Origin of the sequence: Brevundimonas sp. UBA6550 (assembly GCF_002434505.1) — a bacterium.
Classification (GTDB): domain Bacteria; phylum Pseudomonadota; class Alphaproteobacteria; order Caulobacterales; family Caulobacteraceae; genus Brevundimonas.
Genome location: NZ_DJKE01000003.1, coordinates 1 through 23,128, shown reverse-complemented (window position 1 = coordinate 23,128; position 23,128 = coordinate 1). Strand labels below are relative to the sequence as shown.

The 23,128-nt window shown below is 68.9% G+C and carries 19 protein-coding genes; 7 read left to right on the top strand and 12 right to left on the bottom strand.

All coding sequences use genetic code 11. The features are described 5' to 3' along the window. Positions 1-21: 21 nt before the first annotated feature. From rbfA to B3Z70_RS02465, 5 genes are all read right to left on the bottom strand, one after another. A complete protein-coding gene (gene rbfA, locus B3Z70_RS02485; protein WP_292044579.1) occupies positions 22-474 on the bottom strand; it encodes a 30S ribosome-binding factor RbfA in 453 nt (150 codons plus the stop codon). A 65-nt stretch (positions 475-539) separates the two neighbouring features. Beyond that, complete coding sequence (locus B3Z70_RS02480; protein WP_292044577.1) at positions 540-1,238, bottom strand: DUF2459 domain-containing protein; 699 nt, start codon at positions 1,236-1,238, stop codon at positions 540-542. Further along, on the bottom strand, positions 1,235-1,798 hold the full coding sequence (locus B3Z70_RS02475; protein WP_292044575.1) for a hypothetical protein: 564 nt from the start codon (positions 1,796-1,798) through the stop codon (positions 1,235-1,237). The genes B3Z70_RS02480 and B3Z70_RS02475 overlap by 4 nt, the downstream gene beginning before the upstream one ends. Positions 1,799-1,864: 66 nt before the next feature. After that, positions 1,865-2,548, bottom strand: a complete 684-nt coding sequence (locus B3Z70_RS02470; RefSeq protein ID WP_292044574.1) for a LolA family protein — start codon at positions 2,546-2,548, stop codon at positions 1,865-1,867. Between the two features lie 337 nt (positions 2,549-2,885). After that, complete coding sequence (locus B3Z70_RS02465) at positions 2,886-5,309, bottom strand: DNA translocase FtsK (protein ID WP_292044572.1); 2,424 nt, start codon at positions 5,307-5,309, stop codon at positions 2,886-2,888. A gap of 139 nt (positions 5,310-5,448) precedes the next feature. Here B3Z70_RS02465 and B3Z70_RS02460 point away from each other — a divergent pair, with 139 nt between their 5' ends. Then, positions 5,449-6,705, top strand: a complete 1,257-nt coding sequence (locus B3Z70_RS02460) for a UbiH/UbiF/VisC/COQ6 family ubiquinone biosynthesis hydroxylase (protein WP_292044570.1) — start codon at positions 5,449-5,451, stop codon at positions 6,703-6,705. Here the strand turns inward: B3Z70_RS02460 and B3Z70_RS02455 are convergent. The 5 genes from B3Z70_RS02455 to dapF form a co-directional block, all read right to left on the bottom strand. Then, the gene (locus B3Z70_RS02455) at positions 6,702-7,517 is read right to left on the bottom strand and encodes a transglutaminase family protein (protein WP_292044568.1); all 816 of its coding nucleotides are present in this window, start codon (positions 7,515-7,517) and stop codon (positions 6,702-6,704) included. The two genes, B3Z70_RS02460 and B3Z70_RS02455, sit on opposite strands and share 4 nt — an antisense overlap. A 9-nt stretch (positions 7,518-7,526) precedes the next feature. Next, the gene (locus tag B3Z70_RS02450) at positions 7,527-7,931 is read right to left on the bottom strand and encodes a YraN family protein (RefSeq protein WP_292044566.1); all 405 of its coding nucleotides are present in this window, start codon (positions 7,929-7,931) and stop codon (positions 7,527-7,529) included. A gap of 5 nt (positions 7,932-7,936) precedes the next feature. Then, on the bottom strand, positions 7,937-8,809 hold the full coding sequence (rsmI, locus tag B3Z70_RS02445) for a 16S rRNA (cytidine(1402)-2'-O)-methyltransferase (RefSeq protein ID WP_292020754.1): 873 nt from the start codon (positions 8,807-8,809) through the stop codon (positions 7,937-7,939). Beyond that, a complete protein-coding gene (locus tag B3Z70_RS02440; RefSeq protein ID WP_292044564.1) occupies positions 8,806-11,136 on the bottom strand; it encodes an NADP-dependent malic enzyme in 2,331 nt (776 codons plus the stop codon). Before B3Z70_RS02440 ends, rsmI begins: the two co-directional genes overlap by 4 nt. A 209-nt stretch (positions 11,137-11,345) precedes the next feature. Next, positions 11,346-12,176 carry a diaminopimelate epimerase gene (gene dapF, locus B3Z70_RS02435; protein ID WP_292044562.1) on the bottom strand — a complete coding sequence of 277 codons (831 nt, stop codon included), beginning with the start codon at positions 12,174-12,176 and terminating at the stop codon, positions 11,346-11,348. 41 nt (positions 12,177-12,217) lie between these two features. Between dapF and B3Z70_RS02430 the strand changes: the two genes are divergently transcribed. From B3Z70_RS02430 to B3Z70_RS02415, 4 genes are all read left to right on the top strand, one after another. Then, complete coding sequence (locus B3Z70_RS02430; protein WP_292044560.1) at positions 12,218-13,012, top strand: potassium channel family protein; 795 nt, start codon at positions 12,218-12,220, stop codon at positions 13,010-13,012. Positions 13,013-13,112: 100 nt separating this feature from the next. Beyond that, complete coding sequence (locus B3Z70_RS02425; protein WP_292044557.1) at positions 13,113-15,305, top strand: prolyl oligopeptidase family serine peptidase; 2,193 nt, start codon at positions 13,113-13,115, stop codon at positions 15,303-15,305. Positions 15,306-15,549: 244 nt separating this feature from the next. Continuing rightward, on the top strand, positions 15,550-17,748 hold the full coding sequence (locus B3Z70_RS02420; RefSeq protein WP_292044555.1) for a prolyl oligopeptidase family serine peptidase: 2,199 nt from the start codon (positions 15,550-15,552) through the stop codon (positions 17,746-17,748). 72 nt (positions 17,749-17,820) lie between these two features. Next, positions 17,821-18,600, top strand: a complete 780-nt coding sequence (locus B3Z70_RS02415; protein WP_292044553.1) for a DUF1223 domain-containing protein — start codon at positions 17,821-17,823, stop codon at positions 18,598-18,600. Here B3Z70_RS02415 and B3Z70_RS02410 read toward each other — a convergent pair. Both B3Z70_RS02410 and glpK read right to left on the bottom strand, forming a co-directional pair. Further along, positions 18,597-19,673, bottom strand: coding sequence for a phosphotransferase family protein (locus B3Z70_RS02410; RefSeq protein ID WP_292044551.1), 1,077 nt, complete (start codon positions 19,671-19,673; stop codon positions 18,597-18,599). The two genes, B3Z70_RS02415 and B3Z70_RS02410, sit on opposite strands and share 4 nt — an antisense overlap. A gap of 46 nt (positions 19,674-19,719) precedes the next feature. Then, complete coding sequence (gene glpK, locus B3Z70_RS02405) at positions 19,720-21,237, bottom strand: glycerol kinase GlpK (protein WP_292044550.1); 1,518 nt, start codon at positions 21,235-21,237, stop codon at positions 19,720-19,722. Between the two features lie 56 nt (positions 21,238-21,293). Here glpK and B3Z70_RS02400 point away from each other — a divergent pair, with 56 nt between their 5' ends. Next, positions 21,294-22,274, top strand: coding sequence for a threonine ammonia-lyase (locus B3Z70_RS02400; RefSeq protein ID WP_292044548.1), 981 nt, complete (start codon positions 21,294-21,296; stop codon positions 22,272-22,274). Between the two features lie 63 nt (positions 22,275-22,337). Next, positions 22,338-22,793 (top strand): MaoC family dehydratase, encoded by a 456-nt coding sequence (locus B3Z70_RS02395; protein WP_292044547.1) that lies wholly within the window; start codon positions 22,338-22,340, stop codon positions 22,791-22,793. Positions 22,794-23,128 lie beyond the last annotated feature (335 nt).

Here is a 23,128-nt window from a genome sequence, read left to right as displayed (position 1 = left end):
CCCGCGAAGGACGGGGCAGGATCATTGATCGCCCTCGTCGTCGCGTCGCTCCAGGTCTGCGCGGACGCGGGGGTCGTCGAACAGGCGGTCCATATGGCTGGCCGCATCGAAGCTGTCGTCGTGGCGGAAACGCAGGTCGGGCGTGAACTTCATGTCCAGCCGGCGGCCCAGCTGGCCGCGCAGGAATTTGGCGTGGGCGTTCAGCGCCTTGATGATCTCGCTTTCGTGGCCCGCAGTCGGGGCGGTCTCGACCCCGGCGCCCAGCGGCTCCACGAAACAGGTGGCGTGTTTCAGGTCGGGCGACAGCCGCACCTCGGTCACGGTGACGGAGACGCCGGACAGGGCCTCGTCGTGAATGTCCTCCTCGCGCAGGATGTCGACCAGGGCGTGTCGGATCAGTTCGCCGGCGCGCAGCTGGCGCTGGCTGGGACCTGCGGGGCCTGAGGAATTTCGCGTATGTTGCTTGTGGGCCATCGGCCTCTCCTTCTTGTTCGCCCGCAGGGGATCGGACCCGGCCGGATAGGCGAAAGTCGGGCGGTCTAGTCTCGCGACGGCCCCATGTCCAGTTTTCGCTCCGGGTCCTTGGCCTGTTCCGCCGCCCGCACGGACCGCATCACCTCGGCCGAGGTGATGGACCGGACCGGCCGGACCGGCACGCCTGCGGCGTTCAGCACCTGGGCCGTCCAATGGTTGCAAAGATGGCCGATGGAGAAGGTCTCGCGACTGGCGAAGAACCGCGCATCGTCGCCGGGGCGGGCGGCGACGATGCGGACTGCACCGTCGGAAAGGGCCAGCGACTGTTCGACGCGCGCCGCCATCCGGTCGAACTGCGCCCGCGTCAGGGTCAGGCGGGCCACGTCGCCTCCGTGGCCCGCGCCGGGATCGACGCGCACCGGATCCAGCATGACGACCGACGCATTGCCCGGCCGGAAGAAGGCGCGGGCGCCGTCCGGCAGGCGGTCCGCGATCGGGCTCTGATCCACATAGAACCGCGCGTCGCCCCAACCGATCAGGATCCAGTCGCCGGGCGCCAGGCTCGCCGTCGCTTGAGCCAGAGGGCCGCCGCGCCGCATCAGAGCGGCGCGCGGCACGGCCAGGTCGGTGTGAAAGCCGTTGTCCAGCACCTGGACGACCACCGCATCGCGCGGGACGCCGGTCTCGGTTGCGCCCGGCCGGGTCCAGGTCCACAGGGCGGCGGCGGCGCCGATCAGGGCCGCCAGGATCACGGCGCGGATCATCGGTCGAAGTCTCTAACGGCGCACAGCCGATCCTCGGAGGCCAAGGCGCCGGGCGGGGGACCCTGGCGCACCGGCATCAGCAGAAATCCGTCTCGTCGCACCGCCAGCGCCAGCCAGCCCACGGCCTGACCGGCGCACAGCCTGCTGTCCTCGTCGGCGAGGACCCTGCGGATTTCGATCTGCGCGGCGACCGGCGCGCCCATGACCTCGGCAAAGGTCCGGGCGGCGTCGGCCTTCTGATCGGCGCCCACCAGTCTGTGCGGCGTGGCGGTCAAGCGACCCGCCCCCTCGATGGTCAGGGCGCCGCCTTCGGCCTGGATCGTCAGTGGCGAAAGCGTGTCTGACCCGGCGGAGACATACCGTCCGGCGACCACCGGATCGCCGATCACCACCTGCCCTCTGGCGCCGGGTCCTGCGGCCGCCGCACCTGTCTCGATCAGGCGGTGGAGGGCCGGCTCGATCACCAAGGCGCCCAGCAGGAACAGCCCGAACGCGCCCACGCCGACCGCCACGCTCCATTTCAGCGATGGGACGCCGGACGGCGGGACGGTCGCGCTCATAGCCGACAGCTTAAGGGAACAGGGGTTGAGGAATGGTCACCTGACCACCCCACCCCCGTCGCGCGATCAGTTCCGACCGGGGCGGCGCGTCGGGTCGCTGAGCTGGAACAGACGCGCCGACAGGTTCGACGCCGGTTGCAGCGACGTCAGCTGCGTCCGGGTGCGGGCGCCCTGCGGATCGGTGATGGTCCATTCGTGCAGCCGCACGGGGTTGCCGGCGAAGGCCAGAACCACCTGGCCGTCATTGGGACGGCCGGCGTCGCGCGCCGTGATGGCGAAGGCCCCCGAGGCCATGCGCGTCACCCGCTCGATACGGACGCCCTGGTCCAGGCGGACGTTGCGCGCCAGGAAGGTGGACAGCGGGGTGCGGCCCAGCGGCACCTGCTGGAAGGTGTTCAAACGCGGATCGTAGCGTTTGACGTTATAGCCGTCCGAAACCACCAGCAGCCCGGCCGGATCGGTGTATTCGAACCGCATCTTGCCCGGCCGCTGCAGATAGAACCGGCCCTGGCGGGTCTGGCCGCTCGGCCCCGTCTCGGTGAAGGTCCCCTGCGCCGAGGTCAGCGCCTGCAGATAGCCCTGGGCCTGCTGAACGACCGCCCGGTCGTCGGCCGACAGGTTGGACTGGGCGTGCGCGGCGTCAAAGGCGCCCAACGCGATCAGGCCGGTCGTCAGGCCTGCGCCCAGCAGCAGGTTGCGGCGGTGCAGGTCGGGGGTGGCCATAGCCAAGGTCTTGGCGCGCGAGGTCATGAAGTCCGTCTCCCGTTCGGGATGGTTGTCGATCCTGCCGTCTTGCCCGGTCGGCTTGGCGTCGGAATGACGCGAGCCTGACCATATTCCGGCGCTGCGATGAAGCCCTGTTCATCGAAATGCTGAAGCTTGGGAAAGATAGCGGGTTGGACAACGGACATTGAGAAGGACGGTTGCATCGCGTCTCCTCCCCATTTGTGGGGAGGGGACCGCGCGTAGCGTGGTGGAGGGGTTCTTGAAGATCCACAGGCGCTTGCGATGCCGTGAATAGCCCCTCCGTCACGGCGCGAAGTCGCGGCGCGCCACCTCCCCGCAAGCGGGGAGGAGACAGGGGGCGTCACACCATCGGCGGCGGACCGGCCAGGACGTCGCGCTTGCCGGCGTGGTTGGCGGGGCTGACCACGCCTTCCTGCTCCATCCGCTCGATCAGGGAGGCGGCGCGGTTGTAGCCGATCTGCAGGCGGCGCTGGACGTAGGAGGTCGAGGCCTTGCGGTCGCGGGTGACGACGGCGACGGCGCGGTCGTAAAGGTCGTCGCCCGAGCCGCCGTTTCCGCCCTCGTCATAGCCGCCGTCCGCGTCTCCGTCCGGTTCGTCGGTGATCAGGTCGAGATAGTCGGGCTCGGCCTGAGCCTTCAGGTGTTTGCAGACGTCCTCGACCTCCTTGTCGTCGACGAAGGGGCCGTGCAGGCGGGTGATGCGGCCGCCGCCCGCCATGTACAGCATGTCGCCCTGGCCCAGCAGCTGCTCGCCGCCCTGTTCGCCCAGGATGGTGCGGCTGTCGATCTTGGACGTGACCTGGAAGGAGATGCGGGTCGGGAAGTTGGCCTTGATGGTGCCGGTGATGACGTCCACCGACGGGCGCTGCGTGGCCATGATCAGGTGGATGCCGGCGGCCCGCGCCATCTGGGCCAGACGCTGGACGGCGCCTTCGACATCCTTGCCCGCGACCAGCATCAGGTCGGCCATTTCGTCCATGACCACGACCAGGAAGGGCAGAGGCTCGGGCCGGATCTTCTCTGACTCGTAAACCGGACGCCCCTGATCGTCGAAGCCCGTCTGGACCGTGCGCTCGAAATGCTCGCCCTTCTCCTGCGCCTCGCGGGCGCGCTCGTTGTAGGAGGCGATGTTGCGCACGCCCAGCTTGGACATGCGGCGATAGCGGTCCTCCATCTCGCGCACCGTCCATTTCAGGGCGACGACGGCCTTCTTCGGATCGGTCACGACCGGCGCCAGCAGGTGCGGGATGCCGTCATAGACCGACAGCTCCAGCATCTTGGGATCGATCATGATGAAGCGGCATTCGGCCGGGCTGTGGCGATACAGGATCGACAGGATCATGGCGTTGACCCCCACCGACTTGCCCGAGCCGGTGGTGCCCGCGATCAGGAGGTGGGGCATCCGCGCCAGGTCGGCGACATAGGGTTCGCCGCCGATGGTCTCGCCGAGCGCGAGGGGCAGAAGATGCCCCTTCTTGTCGTATTCGGCGCTGGCCAGCAGGTCGCGCAGATAGACGGTCTCGCGCTTGGCGTTGGGCAGTTCGATGCCGATGGCGTTGCGGCCCTGAACCACTGAAATACGACAGGCGCGGGCGGACATGGAGCGGGCGATGTCGTCGGCCAGCGCCACCACGCGGCCGTGCTTCACGCCCGGCGCCGGGACCAGTTCGTACAGGGTGACGACAGGTCCGGGGCGGATCTGGTCGATCACGCCGCGCACGCCGAACTCCTGCAGCACGCCTTCCAGCATCTTGGCGTTCTGTTTCAGCGAATCCTCGTCCACCGAACCGACACGCTGGGCCGGCTTGGTCAGGATCCCCAGCGGCGGCAGGTCGAAATCGCCCTCGGGCCGGGTGAAGTCGAAGGCCTGCTGATCCAGGTCGTCCTTCCGGGCCTTGGGCGCCTTGACCGCCGCGACGCGCGGTTCGACGGACTGCGCGGCCGCACGCGCGGCGCTGGGGGGCAGGGGTGCGGCCTCGTCCTCCCATGGCGGCAGGTCGTCATAGGCGGTCTGCGGGCCGGGATCGTCCGACAGCTCCGTTTCGAGGGGCGCGGGCGCGTCCTGAACAGGCGCGGCGCGCGGCGCACGGGCCTTGGGCGGGGCCTTTTCCCGTGCGGGCTTGGCCGGCGCGCGCGGCGCGGGCGCCTTCAACGAGCGCCCCCAATGCAGGGCGTCCAGGAAGTCCATCGCCCTCAGGCCGATGGCGAACCCGACCAGCCACAGGCCCGCGATCAGGAAGATCAGGCCCGCGATGATCCGCGCGCCGGGAATGTGCAGGGCGCCGATGGCCTTGGCCGTCAGTCCGGTCAGCCCGTCGCCCCACAGACCGCCCAGCCCGGCCGCCAAGGGCCAGGCCGCCGGCGCCGCCAGCGCCGCCAGCGCCGCCGACAGGGCCAGGGTCCCGCCGGTCGCGGCCAGGGCCTTCAACGGCGTGGGCTTCAGTCGCTGCTGGATCGCGTCCCCGACCGCCCGCGCCAGGCCGAAAGCGACCAGCAGCAGGGCGGCGGGCCAGGCGGCCAGGCCCAGCGACTGCATGAACAGGTCGGCGAACAGGGCGCCGTTGGCGCCCAGCCAGTTGGTGGTCGGCAGGGTGGAGGCCGCGTTCAGACTGGCGTCCGCCGGATTCCAGGACAGCAGGGCGATCAGCAGCAGGGCCGCCAACAAGGCCTGCAGCACCCCCCGGAACCGCACCACGAACGGCGCGTCCCACAGGATGCGGGCGCTGATCCAGGCCTGACGGCCGACGGCGAGGGCGGTGGACATGAAGGGGCGAGCCTTCCGGGCGGCTGACGTTCGACCGCCCTTGTCGCACCCACAGGGTTAAAGGGCTGTTTACCAGCTTGGCCGTGCGCGGGCGTTTCGCCCTCTGGACCTTTCGGTCGCACGGGGCGACAAGCCTGTCATGTCCGAGATCGAACGCTACGACATCATCATCGCCGGGGCGGGCCTGACCGGGGCGGCCTTCGCCCTGGCGGCGGCGCAAGGCGGGCTGAAGGTGGTGATGATCGACCCCCAGCCGTTCGACGCCCAGCTGGCGCCCACCTTCGACGGGCGTTCGACCGCCATCGCCTTCTCCACCTTCCGCATGATGGACGCGCTGGGGCTGGGCGAGGCGCTGCGGCCGCACGCCTGTCGCATGGACCATATTCTGGTGACGGACGGGCGCCGACCGGGCGCCGCCAGCCGCCCGGCCTCGCCCGCCTTCCTGCGCTTCGACGCCGAGGAGATCGGCGGCCGAACGGGGGGCGAGCCGCTGGGATATATGGTCGAGAACCGCCGCATCCGCGCCGCCCTGGCCCAGACGGTGACGGCGTCCGGCATCGCGGTCCGGGCGCCGGCGGCCGTTTCGACCGTCGCGACCGACGCCGGCAAGGCGACGGTGACCCTGGCGGACGGCGCGGTCCTGACCGCTCCCTTGGTGGTGGGCGCCGAGGGGCGCGGCTCCATCGTGCGCCGCGCGGCGGGCATCGAGACCGTGGGCTGGGGCTATGGCCAGAGCGGCGTGGTGGCCACGGTGCGGCTGGGTCGCGACCACGGCAATGTCGCCCACGAATATTTCCTGCCCGGCGGCCCGTTCGCCATCCTGCCCCTGACGGATCAGCGCGCCAGCCTGGTCTGGACCGAGACGACGCGGCGCGGCGAGGCCCTGCGCGACGCCTCGGACCCCGCCTTCCACGCCCATCTGATGCGGCGGTTCGGCGAATTCCTGGACGGCGCGACGGTCGAGGGGCCGCGCTTCGTCTATCCGCTGTCGCTCAGCCTGGCCGAGGCGCTGGTCGCGCCGCGCATCGCCCTGATCGGCGACGCCGCCCACGGCGTCCACCCCGTCGCGGGTCAGGGGCTGAACATGGGGTTGAAGGACGCCGCCGCCCTGGCGGAGGTTCTGGCCGAGGCCGCGCGCCTGGGCGAGGACATCGGCGCCGAGACGGTGCTGGACCGCTACGCCCGCTGGCGCCGGTTCGACAATGCGGCCCTGGCGGCGGGCTTCGACGCCTTCGTCAGGCTGTTCTCCAACGACATCGCGCCGATCCGTCTGGCGCGCGACCTGGGCATGGCGGCGGTCAACCGCATCGGCCCCTTACGTCGCGCCTTCATGCAGGAGGCCGGCGGCGCGACGGGCGACCTGCCCCGGCTGCTGCGCGGCGAGGCGGTCGTCTAGTTCAGCTGCAACCGCACGCGCTCGAACGTCGTGAAGCGCCGCGCCTCTTCAGCCCCGTCCAGGCCGTGGGCGCGCGACAGGGCCTGAAGCGAGCCGGCCAGGGCGCCCTGCTTTTCGCGCGCCGAGGCGACGTCCAGCCATGGGCGGTGGTCCTCGGGGTCCAGAAGGGCGCGGCGCAGCGCCGAGCGTTCCGCCGCCTCATAGTCGCGGTCCCGGATGGCGCGGCTGAACAGCACGTTCTGCAGCCGGATCAGCGACTGCCGGTCCGTCACCGGCGCCATCAGGATGTCCAGCCTGTCCGCCACATGCGGCGTCAGCCCGGCGCGAAGGGCCCGGCGGGTCAGTTCGCTGGGCAGGATCAGCCGCCCCTGGCTGAAGGGGTCCAGCGCCACCGGCCCCTCCGCCGTCTCGACCCGCACCATGAAGTGGCCGGGAAAATCCACGCCCGCCGCCGCCACGCCCGCATGGCGCGCCGCGTGCAGATAGAAGACGGCCAGGGCGGCGGACAGGCCGCGTCGCCGCTCGGCCACCTGAATGATGTCGGTGTTGGCCGGATGATCGTAATGGATCAGGTCGCCGTTCAGACGCAGATCCGCGCACATGGTCTCGGACAGGGCGTCGTCGGGACCTTCGCCGCCCAGCCGCTCCTTCAACCGCGCGCAGGCGTTCAAGGCCAGGGCGCGGGTCGGTTCTGGATCGCGCAAGGGATGGTCGTGGATGGCGCAGGCGATCGCGGCCTCCAGCAGGGGGAAGGCCTCGTCGTCGGCCTCGCCGGCCGCCGTCAGGATACGTTCGGCCTCCTCGCGGGTCATGCCGTTCCTTCAACCGCCTCGTTCGACGCCGCGAAGATGACGCGGAAACCGCCAGGGAGCCAGCGCCACCATATCAATTCTCAAATCCAGACATTGCAGGGCCGGCCGATTGCGCCGGATCGCCTCGCCCGCCGCGACCAGCCGGTCGAACTGCGCGGGCTTCAGCGCCAGCCGCGCCGCCTGCATCGTCGCGCGCCGCTTCACCTCCACAACCGCCAGAACCCGACCGCGACAGGCCAGAAGATCGATCTCGCCGGCCCGGCTCTTCAGGCGAAAGCCCAGGATTCGGTAGCCACGCAGCATCAGCCAGAAGGCCGCGACCCATTCGGCCGCATGGCCCGCCCGGAACGCCGTCCCGCCCTTCGCCTGACGCCACGCCGCCTTGGGTCGACGGACCGGCGCGAGGCGGGCCACGCGCTTCACTTGCCCTTCAGCTCCAGCGCGCGGCGATACAGGGTCTTGCGGTTCAGCCCCAGGGCCTTGGCGACCTCCGAGGCGGCGTCGCCGGTCGACAGGGTCCGCAGCGCGTCGATCAGGGCGGCGTCGGCGTCCGCCTCGGTCGCCTGAACCTCCTCGCCCGGCCCCACGACCACGACGATCTCGCCCTTGGGCGCATCCAGGCGCGGATCGACGGCCAGCTGGTCCAGCGGGCCGCGCACGCATTCCTCGTAGAGCTTGGTCAGTTCGCGCGCCACTGCGGCCGGGCGCGGCCCCAGGACGGCGGCCATGTCGGTCAGGCTGTCCTTCAGGCGCGGCCCGCTTTCGAAGAAGACCAGGGTCTGGCGCTGGCCCTTCAACGTCTCAAGCGCGGCGGTGCGCCCGGCGGTCTTGGGCGGCAGGAAGCCGGCGAACAGCACGCGGTCGGCCGGCAGGCCGGCGATGCACAGGGCCGCCAGCAGACTGGAGGCGCCGGGAATCGGATGGACCGGCAGGCCCTCGGCGATCACCGCGCGGGCCACGACGAAGCCCGGGTCGCTGACCAGGGGCGTGCCGGCGTCCGACACCAGGGCCACGACCTGCCCCTCGCGCAGGCGTTCGATGGCCTGTTCGGCGGCGCGGCCCGACGCATGGTCGTCGCAGCGTTCCAGTTTCGCCTTCAGCCCATAGGCGCTCAGCAGTTTGGCGGTGACGCGGGTGTCCTCGGCCAGCACCAGATCGGCGGCGGCCAGAACGTCCAGCGCCCTCAGCGTCATGTCGCGCAGGTTCCCGATCGGGGTGGCGACCAGATAGAGGCCCGGCTCCACCCGCCGGGGCGGCGGGGCGGCGGGTGGAAAGACCGAGGCTTCGCTCAACGTTCGACCACGGCCGCGGGCGGACGCGGCGCCGAGGTCAGGCCCGACCCCTGGAAGGCGGGACCGGCGTCATAGGCGGCGAAGGTGGCGGCGGTGATGATCTCGCTGACCGAGGCGCCCAGGGACACGATCTGCACCGGCTTCTCCAGACCGACCAGCAGCGGGCCGATCACGGTGGCGCCGCCCAGGGCCTGAACCAGCTTGGTCGAGATGGCGGCCGAATGGATGGCGGGCATGACCAGCACATTGGCCGGCTTGGTCAGGCGGTTGAAGGCGTAGGCGGGATGGCCCTTGGGATCCAGCGCGACCTCGGGCGGCATTTCGCCCTCGTATTCGAAGTCGACGCCCTTCTTGTCCAGGATGCGGATCGCCTCGCGCACCTTCTCGGCCCGGTCGCCGGGCGGGTTGCCGAAGGTGGAATAGGACAGGAAGCCGACGCGCGGATTGCGGCCCAGCTTCCTGACCGTCTCGGCGGCCTTGATGGCGATGTCGGCCAGTTCCTCGGCGTTCGGCAGTTCGTGGATGGTGGTGTCGGCCACGAACAGGGTCCGCCCCTTGGCCAGCAGGATCGACAGGCCGATCAGCGTGTCCTCGACGTCCAGCACGCGCTGGACCTCCTTCAGCGCCATGTTGAAGTTGCGGGTGACGCCCGCGACCATGGCGTCGGCCCGGCCCTTGGCGACCAGGGTGGCGGCGAAATAGTTGCGGTCCTGGTTGATCATCCGCTGCACGTCCCGGCGCAGATAGCCCCGGCGTTGCAGCTTTTCGTACAGCCAGTCGGTGTCCTCGACATTGTTGGGCGAGACGCGGGCGTTGGTGATTTCGATGCCCAGGTCGTCGAAGTTCAGGCCCGCCTCGGCCGCGTTCTGGCGGATCAGATCCTCGCGCCCGACCAGGATCGGCGTGCCCAGCTCGGCCTGTTTGAAGCCCCAGGCCGCGCGGATGACGGCGGGCTCCTCGCCCTCGGCGAAGACCACGCGCTTGTCCGGCCCGCCGCGCACGGCCGAGTTGATCTTCTGCATAAGGGCGGCGGACGGATCGACGCGCGATCGCAGGGCGTTGCGATAGACGTCCATGTCCTCGATCTGCACGCGCGCCACGCCGGTATCCATCGCCGCCTGGGCGATGAAGGGCGGGATGTACCAGATCAGGCGCGGATCGAACGGGGTCGGGATGATGTAGTCCGGCCCGAACTTCAGCTTGCGCCCGCGATAGGCGGCGGCGACCTCGTCCGGCACGTCCTCGCGGGCCAGGGCCGCCAGGGCCTGGGCGCAGGCGACCTTCATCTCGTGGTTCACCCGGCGCGCCCGCACGTCCAGGGCGCCCCGGAACAGATAGGGGAAGGCCAGGACGTTATTGACCTGGTTGACGTAGTCCGAACGGCCTGTGGCGATGATGGCGTCCGAACGCACCGACTGGACGTCCTCGGGCGTGATCTCGGGATCGGGGTTGGCCATGGCGAAGATGATCGGATTGGGCGCCATTGACGCCACCATCTCCTTGGTGATCGCGCCCTTGGCCGACAGGCCCAGCACCACGTCGGCGCCGACCATGGCCTCGGCCAGGGTGCGGAACGGGGTGTCGGTCGCATGGGCGGCCTTCCACTGGTCCATGCCGTGTTCGCGGCCCTTGTAGACCACGCCGTCGCGGTCGCAGATCACGGTGTTTTCGGCCTTCACGCCCGCCGCCTTCATCAGGGCGATGGAGGACAGGCCCGCCGCCCCGGCGCCGGCCAGCACCACCTTGACCTCGTCCAGCTTCTTGCCGGCGATGTGGACGGCGTTGATCAGACCGGCGGTCGAGATGATGGCGGTGCCGTGCTGGTCGTCATGGAAGACGGGGATGTCCAAGAGGTCCTGAAGCTCGCTCTCGATCACGAAACATTCCGGGGACTTGATGTCCTCCAGATTGATGCCGCCCCAGGTGTCGCCGATGTTCTTGACCACGGTGATGAACTCGTCCGGGTCGGTCGTCTTGACCTCGACGTCGAAGCTGTCGACGTCGGCGAACCGCTTGAACAGGACGGACTTTCCCTCCATCACCGGCTTGGAGGCCATGTGGCCCAGATTGCCCAGGCCCAGGATGGCGGTGCCGTTCGAGATCACGGCCACCAGATTGCCCTTGGCGGTGTAGTCGTAGGCCCTGTCCGCATCCTCGGCGATGGCCAGCACCGGCACGGCCACGCCCGGCGAATAGGCCAGCGACAGATCGCGCTGGGTCGCCATCGGCTTGGTCGGCGCCATGGAGATCTTGCCCGGCGTCGGGATGCGGTGGAAATCCAGAGCCTCCTGGTCGGAGAAGGTCTGTTTTTCGGTCTGATCGGGCATGGCTTCAGGCGTTTCCGGCGCGTCGTTCTGATTGGCTTTGTCTGTTCCTAAAGCGCGGGGGCAGGCGGGACAACCGGCCAGGCCCCATCGCGCGCCGTCCCGTCCTGACGGGCGACGCCGCCGAGGCCGGGGCCGCGCCGCGTCCAGCCTGTGCGAAAAAGGTGATCGGTGTGCGCCTGTCCGTGCGGATTTCCGCAAAGCGGCGCGTTTCAGAGGGGCAGCACGCCCGTGCGCTCGATCTCGACCGGCCCGGTCATCAGGACGTGATCGGTTTCGGCGTCCCAGTCGATGACCAGTTCGCCGCCGTCCACCACCACGGTCGCCTTGCGCTCGGTCAGGCCCCGACGCGCCGTCGCGACCAGGGCGGCGCAGGCGCCGGTGCCGCACGCCTGGGTCAGGCCCGCGCCCCGTTCCCACACGCGCAGGCGGATGTGGTCGCGGTCCAGCACGTTGGCGAAGCCGACATTGACCCCTTGCGGAAACAGCGGGTGATGCTCGACCAGCGAGCCCGAGCCGGTGACGAAGCCATCGTCCTGGCGGTCGGTGAAGAAGACCACGTGGGGATTGCCCATCGAAACGGCGCCCGGCGTGTGCAGGACCGGATCGTCGATGGGGCCGACCTGAAGCTCGATCCCGCGCGTGTCCATCTCTTCGGCCAGCGGAACCTGGGTCCAGTCCAGGCGGGGGCGGCCCATGTCCACCGTCACCCTGTGGTCGCCCGCACGGGTCGCGACGGTCGGGCCGCCGGCCGTGTCGATCACCACCCGATCCGCGCCGTTGGCCTGCATCAACAGCCAGCCGACGCAGCGCAGGGCGTTGCCGCAGGTCTCGACCATCGAACCGTCCGCGTTCCACACCCGCATGAAGGCGTCGGCCGTTTCGGACGGTTCGATGGCGATCAGCTGGTCGAAGCCTTCGCCCGTCTGCCGGTCGCCCAGCGCGCGAATCTGGTCCTCGGTGGGAGCGAACGGCTGTTCCAGCGCATTGACGACGCCGAAATCGTTGCCGGCGCCGTTCATCTTGACGAAAGGACGGGTCATGCAGGCCATATAGGCGTAATCCCCGCGTCCCGGAAACCAGCGTGCCCCACACCGAAACCGACCCCAAGGACGACGGCCTGCGCCTGCGCGCGCGGCTGCGATATCTGTATCACGGCAGTCGGCCGGCGGCGGTGAAGTTCCGCCTGACGGTGATCGCCGTCGATTTCGCCATCATCGCCTTCTTCCTGGCCTCGCCGATCCTGAAGAACATGGGCTGGGCCTTCTATGCGCTGGACTATCTGGTGGCGACGATCCTGGGGCTGGATCTGGCGGCGCGGGCCTATGCCTATTCCGACATCAAGGACTGGCTGAAGCGGCCCATCGTCTGGCTGGACCTGTTCATCCTGGCCACCCTGCTGTTCCCGGCCTGGCTGTTCAACCTCGGTTTCCTGCGGATGATGCGGCTGTGGACGGTGCTGAACTCGGACTTTTTCTGGCGAACCATCGGCGCCCGCTTCGACGACACGCGGGTGGAGGGGATCGTGCGGGCCCTGTCCAGCCTGGTCACCTTCGTCTTCGTCACGACCGGCTTCGTCTATGCGACCTTCCTGGGGCATGACGGGATCGCCGGCTATGTCGACGCCCTGTATTTCACCGTGGCGACCCTGACCACGACCGGCTTTGGCGACGTGACCCTGCCGGGATCGCTGGGCAAGCTGCTGTCCATCGCCATCATGCTGGTCGGCATCACCCTGTTCCTGCGTCTGGCCCAGGCCCTGATCAAGCCGCACAAGGTCCGTTATCCGTGCGAGGCCTGCGGGCTTCAGACCCACGACCAGGACGCGGTCCACTGCAAGGCGTGCGGCAATCTGCTGTGCATTCCCGACGAGGACTGAAGCCCCCGAGCCGGGCCGGTGTGACAAAACGGTAAGGTCGCGCGACTTGTCGCCGACCGCGCCGCCGCTAAGGTGCCGGCTTCGTTTTCGGGGACTGTCCATGATCCGCTCTTCCGCCGTCGCGCTCGCGGCCCTTCTCGCCTCCACCAGCCTGACCTCGGTATCAATGGCCCAGACCCCCGCTGCTTCTCCCGCGCCTGCTCCGGCTTCTGGCGGCTTCGCCTCCAGCGAGGCGACCGACCCCTATGTCTGGCTGGAGGATGTGGAGGGCGAACGCGCCATGGCCTGGGTGCGCGAACACAACGCCCATTCGCTGGGCGTGCTGCAGGGCGATCCGCGCTACGAGACCCTGCATGGGGAAGCCCTGGCCATCGTCCAGGCCCAGGATCGCATCCCCTCGCCCGGCTTCACTCACGACGGCCATATCGACAACTTCTGGCAGGACGCCCAGCACGTGCGCGGCCTGTGGCGCCGCACCACGCTGGACAGCTATCGCACCGCCACGCCCGAGTGGCGGACGATCCTGGACGTCGACGCCCTGGCCGCCGCCGAGGGCCAGAATTGGGTCTACAAGGGATCGACCTGCCTCCAGCCCGAAGAGCGCTATTGCCTGATCAGCCTGTCGAACGGCGGCAAGGACGCCGTGACGCTGCGCGAATTCGACAGCGTCGAGCGCAAATTCGTCGAGGGCGGCGTCGTCCTGCCGGAGTCCAAGGGCGGCGCGTCGTGGATCGACAAGGACACCCTGCTGGTCTCGCGCGACTTCGGCCCCGGCACCCTGACCAACTCGGGCTATCCGATGGTGGTCAAGCGGATGAAGCGCGGCCAGAGCTTGGATCAGGCCGAGACCCTGTTCACCGGCCAGCCGACCGACGTGTCGGTGTCCGGCTATACGCTGCGCGACGCCGACGGGGTGGTGAAGGCGGTGCTGATCAACCGTTCGGTGGACTTCTATTCGTCCGAGACCTGGCGCGTCGGCGACGACGGCGCCCTGACGCAGCTGCAACTGCCGGCCAAGTCCGACATCAGCGGCCTGGTCGACGGCCGGCTTCTGGTGTCGTTGAAGCAGGACTGGACCGCGCCTTCGGGCCAGGATTTCAAGACCGGCGACCTGATCGCCTGGCCGCTGGAGGCCTGGCTGGCCGACCCGGCGACCCCGGCCCAGCTGGTGCTGCGCCCGACCGAGCGTCAGGCCATCGAGGGCGTAAACGTCACCCGCAACCGTCTGGTCGTGGCCCTGTACGACAATGTGCGCGGCTCGGTGCGGGTCTATACGCCCGGCCCAGAAGGAAGTGACGGCGAGTGGGCGCATACGGCGCTGGACCTGCCGCAAAACGTCTCGGTGGGCGTCGGCTCGGCCTCGGAGAAGGACGACAAGGTCTTCGTCAGCGTCACCGGCTATCTGAACCCGTCCAGCCTGTGGCTGGCCGATGCGGCGACCGGCGCGGTCGATCAGGTCAAGTCCATGCCGGCCAAGTTCGACGCGACCGGCATGACGGTCGATCAGCACGAGGCCCGTTCGGCCGACGGGACCATGATCCCCTATTTCGTGGTGCATAAGGCGGACATGCCGCTGGACGGCTCCAACCCCACGCTGCTCTACGGCTATGGCGGGTTCGAAAGCTCGCTTCTGCCCGGCTATTCGGCGACGGTCGGCAAGCTGTGGCTGGAGCGGGGCGGCGTCTATGTCATCGCCAATACGCGCGGCGGCGGCGAGTTCGGCCCGCGCTGGCACGAGGCGGCCCTGCAGCAGAATCGCCAGCGCGCGCACGAGGATTTCCAGGCCGTGGCCCTGGATCTGATCGCCCGCAACATCACCAGCCAGCCCAAGCTGGGGATCATGGGCGGCTCGCAGGGCGGGCTGTTCATGGGGGCGATGCTGACCCAGCGCCCGGACCTGATCAACGCCGCCGTCATCCAGGTGCCCCTGTTCGACATGCTGCGCTTCCACAAGCTCTTGGCCGGCGCCTCCTGGAAGGGCGAATACGGCGACCCGGACATCCCGGAGCAGCGCGCCTGGATCGAGCAGTATTCCCCCTATCAGAACCTGCGCGCGGGCCAGCCCTACCCCGAGGTCTTCATCCACACTTCGACCAAGGACGACCGCGTCCATCCGGGCCATGCCCGCAAGGCGGCCGCGCGGCTTGAGCAACTGGGCTATCCGGTGCTGTTCTACGAGAACGTCGACGGCGGTCACGCGGCCGGCGCCAACCTGCGCGAAACCGCGCGTCGTCTGGCGCTGGAATACACCTATCTGTCGCGCCGCCTGATGGACACACCGGCGCAGGAATAGATTTCCTCTTCCGCTCATCCCCGTGAAAGCGGGGACCCAGTGCTTTCGCAAGGTTCGGCGGCTGGGATTGCGTTCACGACGACACGGGCGACGCCGAACGCCCAAAGGTCTGGGTCCCCGCTTTCGCGGGGATGAGCGGAAAGTTTAAGCCATGCGTCACCTGATCCTGTCCGCCGCCATTCCCGCCCTTCTACTGGGCGCTTGCGCGAGCGCGCCGGTTACGGGTGCAGTTGATGAAATCGTCATGAAGATAGACGACCGACGACCGGCGCATTCTCGAAACGCCCTGACACCAGACCAGACACCCCACGGCGACATCACGTGGTCAGAACAGCCAAGGCCGCTTTATCCTTATAAGCCCCGCGACCTGACCCCCGCCGGCGTCGCGGCCGCCGACGATCATCTGGCGCTGGAGCAGGTGGACGGAGCCGAGGCCATGGCCTTCGTCGCCGAGGAAAACCGCAAATCCCTCGCCGTCCTGACAGGCGACCCGCGCTACGAAACCTTCCGCGCCGAAGCCCAGGCGATCCTGACCGCCACCGACCGCATCCCCAGCCCGTCCTTCCTGGGCGACGGCGTCGGCAACTTCTGGCAGGACGCGACCAATCCCAAGGGCGTCTGGCGTCGCACGACGCTGGACAGCTACCGGACCGCGACGCCGCAGTGGGAAACCCTGCTGGACATCGATGCCCTATCCAAGGTCGAGGGCAAGGATTGGGTGTTCAAGGGCGCCGACTGCCTGGCGCCCGACGACACGCGCTGCCTGATCAATCTGTCCGACGGCGGCAAGGATGCGGTGGTGGTGCGCGAGTTCGACCTGACCACGAAACGGTTCGTGGATGGCGGCTTCCGCCTGCCCGAAGGCAAGCACCGCATCGAATGGCTGGACCGCGACACGCTTCTGGTCGCCACCGACTTCGGCGCCGGTACGATGACCGAGTCCGGCTATCCCTTCATCGTCAAGACGCTGAAGCGCGGCCAGACCCTGACCCAGGCGACCGAGGTCTATCGCGGCGAACAGGGCGACGGCGGCTATGGCGTCAGCCCCGCCGTCTATCGCGACAAGGACGGCAAGGTGACCGCCGTCATCATCAGCCGCCCGCTGGACACCTTCCGGTCGGAGACGTGGCAGTTGGTGGATGGTCAGCCTGTGCGCCTCGAACTTCCCGCCCGTGTTTCCATCCACGGTGTGCTGAACGGCAAGCTCGTCTTCACCGCCGAAGAAGATTGGTCGCGGCGAGGCAAGGATCGCAAGGCGGGCGACCTTTTGGCCGAGGTTCTGGAGGTGCTGCATCCGGCGACGGCCGCTGGGGACATCGTCATCACGAATGCTTCCGACATGATCTTCCGGCCGGAGATGCGTCAGGCCGTGGCTGATGTCCGCGTCCTCTCCGATCGCGTCATGGTTTCCTACACCGACAATGTTCGGGGCAGAGCTGCTGTGTTTCAAGACCGGGGCGAATGGGGCTGGCCACGCAAGGACATCACCGTCCCCGACAACCTCGCCGTCGGCCTAGGCGACTCTTCCAAGTCACGCGGCGAGGTCTTCGTCTCTACCCAGGGTTTCCTGGTTCCGCCCACGCTCAGCCTGGCGGACGCGAACGCCGCCACTCTGACCGAGCTGAAATCCGCCCCGCCTAAGTTCGACGCCTCGCGCGACATCACCGAACAGTATGAAGCCACCTCGACCGACGGAACAAAGATCCCCTATTTCATCACCCGCCCGCGCGACATGAAGCTGGACGGGTCGAACCCGACCATCATGCTGGGCTATGGCGGTTTCCAGGTCAGCCTGAACCCGGCCTACAAGCCCGAGATGGGCAAGCTGTGGCTGGAGCGGGGCGGCGTCTTCGTCCAGGCCAATATCCGCGGCGGCGGCGAGTTCGGTCCCGACTGGCACCAGGCGGCCCTGAAGGAGAACCGCCAGCGCGCCTTCGACGACTTCGCCGCCGTGGCGCGCGATCTGGAGCAGCGCGGCGTCACAAGCCCGCGTCGCTTGGGCATCTACGGCCGCTCGAACGGCGGGGTTCTGACCTCGGTATCCATCACCCAGCACCCGGAACTGTTCAATGCGGCGGTGATCGAAAGCCCGCTGGTGGACATGCTGCGCTATCACGAACTGCCCGCAGGCGCCTCTTGGATCGGCGAATACGGCGACCCGCGCATCCCGGCCGACGCCGACTTCATCGCCCGCTACTCGGCCTATCAGCAACTGCGTCCCGGCGCCGCCTATCCGCGCGTCTATCTGACCACCAACACCCGTGACGACCGTGTCCACCCCGGCCACGCCCGCAAGTTCGCCGCGCGCCTGGGCGACCTGGGCTATGACCACCTCTATTACGAGGACACGGCGGGGGGTCACTCCAACGATGCCGATCCGGTCGCCAACGCCCGCCGTTGGGCTCGCCATTATGTCTATCTCTCGCAGCAGTTGATGGACTGATCGAGTCCATGTCGGCTCGCCTCACGCGAATATGAGGCGCGGTCGCAGGCGGCGGAGACTAAGAACGAGGCCATGAAGACCAGGGGCTGGGCGATTTCGGCGATCATGATGGCGAGCGCGCTGCTGGCCATGAGTTCGGCCGCCCAGTCGTCCGGCGTGACGGGCGGCGGGCCGGCCGGGGCGCGGGCCGAGCGTGGTCGTCCCCCCGCCATCCGCAACGCCGCCCCGGTGGTGGTCGAACTGTTCACGGCCCAGGGCTGCGGGGGCTGTATCGAGGCCAATACGGCGGTGGAGCGGGCGGCCTCCGAACCGGGCGTGATCGCCCTGACCTATGGCGTCGACTACTGGGACTATCTGGGCTGGACCGACACCTTCGCCCGGCCCGAATTCTCTCAGCGCCAGCGCGCCTACCGCGCCGCCCTGCGCCAGCGCGGGGTCTCCACCCCGCAGGTGGTTATCGACGGCCGACGTCAGGTCTCCGGCGCCCACGGGCTGGAGCTGGAAGGCGCCATCGTCGAGGAAACCGCCCGCCAGTCCTGGCCGCCCCAGATCGAGTTCCGCGAGACCGGCGACCGCGTCGGCGTCGGCTCGGGCCGCGCGCCCGTCGGCGGGGCCGATGTCGTCGCCGTCACCTATACGCCGGGCGTCCAGACGGTGGAGGTCGCGCGTGGCGAGAACCGCGGCCGCGAAGTCCGTCACGTCAATGTCGTGCGCGAGGTGCGCCGGCTGGGCGAATGGCGCGGCCGTCCGGTCCTCTACGCCCTGCCCCCGGCGCGCGGGGGCGATGCGGTCGCGGTGTTGATCCAGGGCAAGACCGACCACCGCATCCTGGGCGCCGCCGTCCGCGACTAGGCGCCGGCCTTCTTGGCGAAGCTCCATGCGGCGTCGCTGAGCGGCCCGACCTGGGCGGCCATGGTCCGGGCGTGGGCGCTGGCGGCCGTGCCGTCGCGAACCCGCCCGGCGATGCCCTGGCAGATGGCCGCCAGACGGAACAGGTTGTAGGCGTAAAGCCAGTCCAGATCGGCCGGCCGCATCCCGGTCGCGGCGGCATAGCGTTCGACCGTCTCCTCGACGGAAGGGATGCCCAGCGCCTTCAGGTCCGCCCCGGCCAGGCCGTTGCGCAGGCTGGCCGGAATGGCCCAGGCGATCAGCAGATAGGAGAAGTCGGCCATCGGATCGCCTAGCGTCGACAGCTCCCAGTCCAGCACGGCCCGCACTTCCGCGCGGTCGGGCGCCAGGATCATATTGTCCAGTCGGAAGTCGCCGTGGACGATCCGGCTGGGCCCTTCGGGCGGCAGGCTGTCGGGCAGGAAGGCGATCAGGCGATCCATGGCCGCGACGGGTTCGATCTCCGAGGCCCGGTACTGTTTGGTCCAGCGCCCGACCTGACGCGCGAAATAGTTTCCGGCCTTGCCATAGTCCGCCAGACCGATGGCGGCGGGATCGAAGGCGTGCAGCCGAGCCAGGGTGTCGGTCTGGGCCTCGTAGACGGCGCGCCGTTCGGGCGGCGTCAGGCCCGGCAGTTTCAGGTCCCAGAAGATGCGTCCCTCGACCTTGTCCATCACATAGAAGATCGAGCCGATGACGCCCTCGTCCAGGCACAGGGCGTGGGGTTTGGCCACGGGAAAGCCCTGGGCGGCCAGGGCGGAGATGACCTGATATTCGCGGTCCACCGCATGGGCGCTGGGCAACAGGACGCCGGGCGGCTTGCGCCGCAGGACATAGGCGGCGGTCGGGGTGATCAGCTCATAGGTCGGGTTGGACTGTCCGCCCTTGAACTGGCGCACCGTCAGCGGACCGGCGTAGCCGGGGACGTGTTCCGCCATCCAGGCGTCCAGCGCGGCGTCGTCCAGCCGGTAGCGGGGATCGACCTCGCGCGTGCCGGAAAAGGCGGTCTGGGCGTCGAGAGAAGAGGCGTCGGTCATGGGGGCCCAGTCAGTCCTGTTCGCGTTTCCTGTCGCCGTCGGGCTCTCAGGCCCGGTTCGGCGCAGCGATGATGGCGGCCTTCACCGCGCGACGCCAGCCGGAAAGCAGCCGTTCGCGCTCGGCCTTGTCCATGCGCGGGGTCCAGCGCGCCGGCGCCTCGGCCGGGCGCGCCTCCAAATCGGGAACCTGGCCGACGCCGAGGGCGGCCAGCCGCGCGGCGCCCAGGGCGGTCATCTCTTGGAAGGCTGGACGTTCCACCTCGACCTGACAGATGTCGGCGACGAACTGCATGGCGAAACTGTTGGCGGTGACGCCGCCGTCCACCTTCAGCGTCTTCAGCGGCGGGGCCCCGTCTTCGGCCAGGGCGTCCAGCAGGTCGCGCGTCTGATAGGCCAGGGCCTCCAGCGCCGCGCGGACGAAATGGGCCGGGCCGGAATCCCGCGTCAGGCCGACGATGGTCCCGCGCGCCTCCGGCTCCCACCACGGCGCGCCCAGGCCGGTGAAGCCGGGGACCAGATAGACGCCGCCGTTGTCGGGAAGCTCCTGCGCCATCGCCTCGGACTGGCGCGATTGCGAGATCATGCCGACCCCGTCCCTCAGCCACTGAATCGCCGACCCGGCCGAGAAGATGGAGCCCTCCAGCGCATAGGCCGTGCGTCCGCCGGCCTGATAGCCCATCGTGCCCAGCAGGCGCCGCGTCGAGGCGACCGGCGCCGCCCCGACATTGGCGACCAGGAAGGCGCCGGTGCCATAGGTGATCTTGGCGTCGCCGGGTTTCAGCGCGCCGTGGCCGACCAGGGCCGCCTGCTGGTCGCCCGCCGATCCGGCGATGGGCAGAGGGCGGCCGAACAGGGCCGCATCGGTCTCGCCGATAACGCCAGCACAGGGAACGATGGCGGGCAGGGCCATGCGCGGGACGTCGAACAGGGCGCACAGGTCGTCGCGCCACGCGACCGTCTTCAGATCCATCAAAGCGGTGCGCGATGCATTGGTGGCGTCGGTCGCATGGACCCGGCCCCCGGTCAGATTCCAGATCAGCCAGGCGTCGATGGTCCCCAGTTTGATCTCGCCCCGCGCCGCGCGCTCGCGCCCGCTTGGAACGGCGTCCAACAGCCAGGCGAACTTGGTCGCTGAAAAGTAGGGGTCCAGGATCAGGCCGGTCGCCGCCTGCACCTTCGGCTCATGGCCTTGGGCGGTCAGGCGGGCGGTCACGTCGGCGGTGCGGCGATCCTGCCAGACGATGGCGCGGTGCAGGGGCTGGCCCGTCGCCGCGTCCCAGATCACCGCCGTCTCACGCTGATTGGTGATGCCGATGGCGGCGAAGCGGGCCACGCCGCCGGCCTTGCGGACGACCTCGCGGCAGGTCTGGAGCGTCGCCGTCCAGATTTCGGCGGCGTCATGCTCGACCCAGCCGGACCTTGGGAAATGCTGGGCTAGTTCGATCTGGCTGACGGCGACGGGACGCAGGTCGCCCGTCTCGCCCGACGCGGCGTTCGCCCCGATCTCGAAGGCGATCGCCCGCGTCGAGGTCGTGCCCTGGTCGATGGCGAGGATCAGGCTCATGGATTTTCTCCCTGCGGCGGCTTGGGCGACGCCGACGTTGCGGTTTATGGGAGCATATGACCACGCACCGGCCCAGCTATGAAGGCGTTCTGGACGCCGCCCGCCAGATCCAGGGCGTCGCCGTCCGCACGCCCCTGATCGAGAGCCCCGGCCTGAACGCCACGGTCGGCGGTCGGGTTCTGATGAAGGCCGAGACGCTGCAATGCGCCGGGGCCTTCAAGTTTCGCGGCGCCTACAATCGCATCAGTCGCCTGACGTCCGAGGAAAAGCGACGCGGCGTTGTGGCCTTCTCCTCGGGCAATCATGCGCAAGGCGTCGCCGCCGCCGCCGCCCTGGTCGGCGCCCCCGCCCTCATCGTCATGCCGTCGGACTCGCCCCGGGTGAAGGTCGATGGGGTGATCGCCTTCGGCGGCGAGGTGCGGATGTACGATCGCTGGACCGAAAGCCGCGAAGCCATCGGCGCCGCCATCGCCGCTGAGCGCAGCGCCGTTCTGGTCCCACCTTTCGACGACCCCTTCGTCATCGAAGGCCAGGGCACGGTCGCCTTGGAGATACTGGACCAGGCGGATGCGCCGCTGGACCAACTGCTGTGCGGGGCGTCGGGCGGCGGGCTGATGGCCGGGATCAATCTGGTGATGGCCGAACGCAGCCCCGCGACCTCGGTCCTGGTGGTGGAGCCGCAGGCGTTCGACGACACCGCCCGGTCCCTGGCCGCAGGCGAGCGGGTGGGGCATCCGCGAGGGGCGCCGTCGATCTGCGACGCCCTGATGGCGCCGATGCCGGGCGAACTGACCTGGCCGATCAACCGGCGCCTGGCCGGCGCCGTCTCCGTGTCGGACGCCGAGGTCGCCGAGGCGATGCGCTTCGCCTTCCGTCACCTGAAACTGGTGATCGAGCCGGGCGGCGCGGTTTCCCTGGCGGCCCTTTTGACAGGAAAGGTCGAGGCCCAGGGGCGCACGACCGCCATCGTCCTGTCTGGCGGGAATGTCGATCCGACGCTCTACGCCCAGATCATCGAAGACCGTTTCGCCGCCTGAGGGGTTTTCTTCGCCTCGACACTGGGTCAACCTCCCACCAAACCAAAAGGGAGCGAGGACAAGATGACGCAGGCCAGTGAACTTAATGCGCTGATCGGCCACGAGGTGGGGCTGTCGAAATGGTTCGAGGTCGATCAAGCGCGGATCGACGCCTTCGCCGACTGCACCGAGGATCACCAGTTCATTCACGTCGATCCCGAGGCCGCCAAGGCGACGCCCTTTGGCGGAACCATCGCCCATGGATTTCTGACGCTCAGTCTGGCGTCGGCCATGAGCTATGACGCCGTCGCGCCGTTGGACGGGGTGATGATGGGCGTCAACTACGGCTTCGACAAGCTGCGTTTCCTGGCCCCCGTGCGCGCCGGATCGCGCATTCGCGGCCGATTCAAGCTTCTGTCGGCAGAGGACAAGGGCGGCGGCCGCTGGCTGCTCAAGCACGAGTTGACGGTCGAGATCGAGGGTGAAGACAAGCCGGCCCTGATCGCCGAGTGGCTGGGGATGCAGATGGTTCGGGCCTAGAAGGCGGATAAGGAGGGTCGCCTGCGCTCGCTGTGGTTGGGTGGGGCTAAGGTGCGGATTGTGACGTCGGGGCGATCAGAAGTCAGCGAAACTTCGGCAATGTTCCAAATTCATCTGTAGCATCAACGTCACGGTGGCCGCAGAAGCATCGATCTTGGTCACGTTTCCGCCTCGACCTTCTATGGCAAGGCTGGTAAGACCCGCGCAGGCGGTAGACCCGCCCCCTATAAACAGAAGCGGAGGGATACCCCCTTATGCGTATGAAGACTTTCGTGCTGGCTTCCAGCGCAGCGGCCGCCTTGGCCCTGTCGGCTGGCGCCGCATCGGCGGAACCC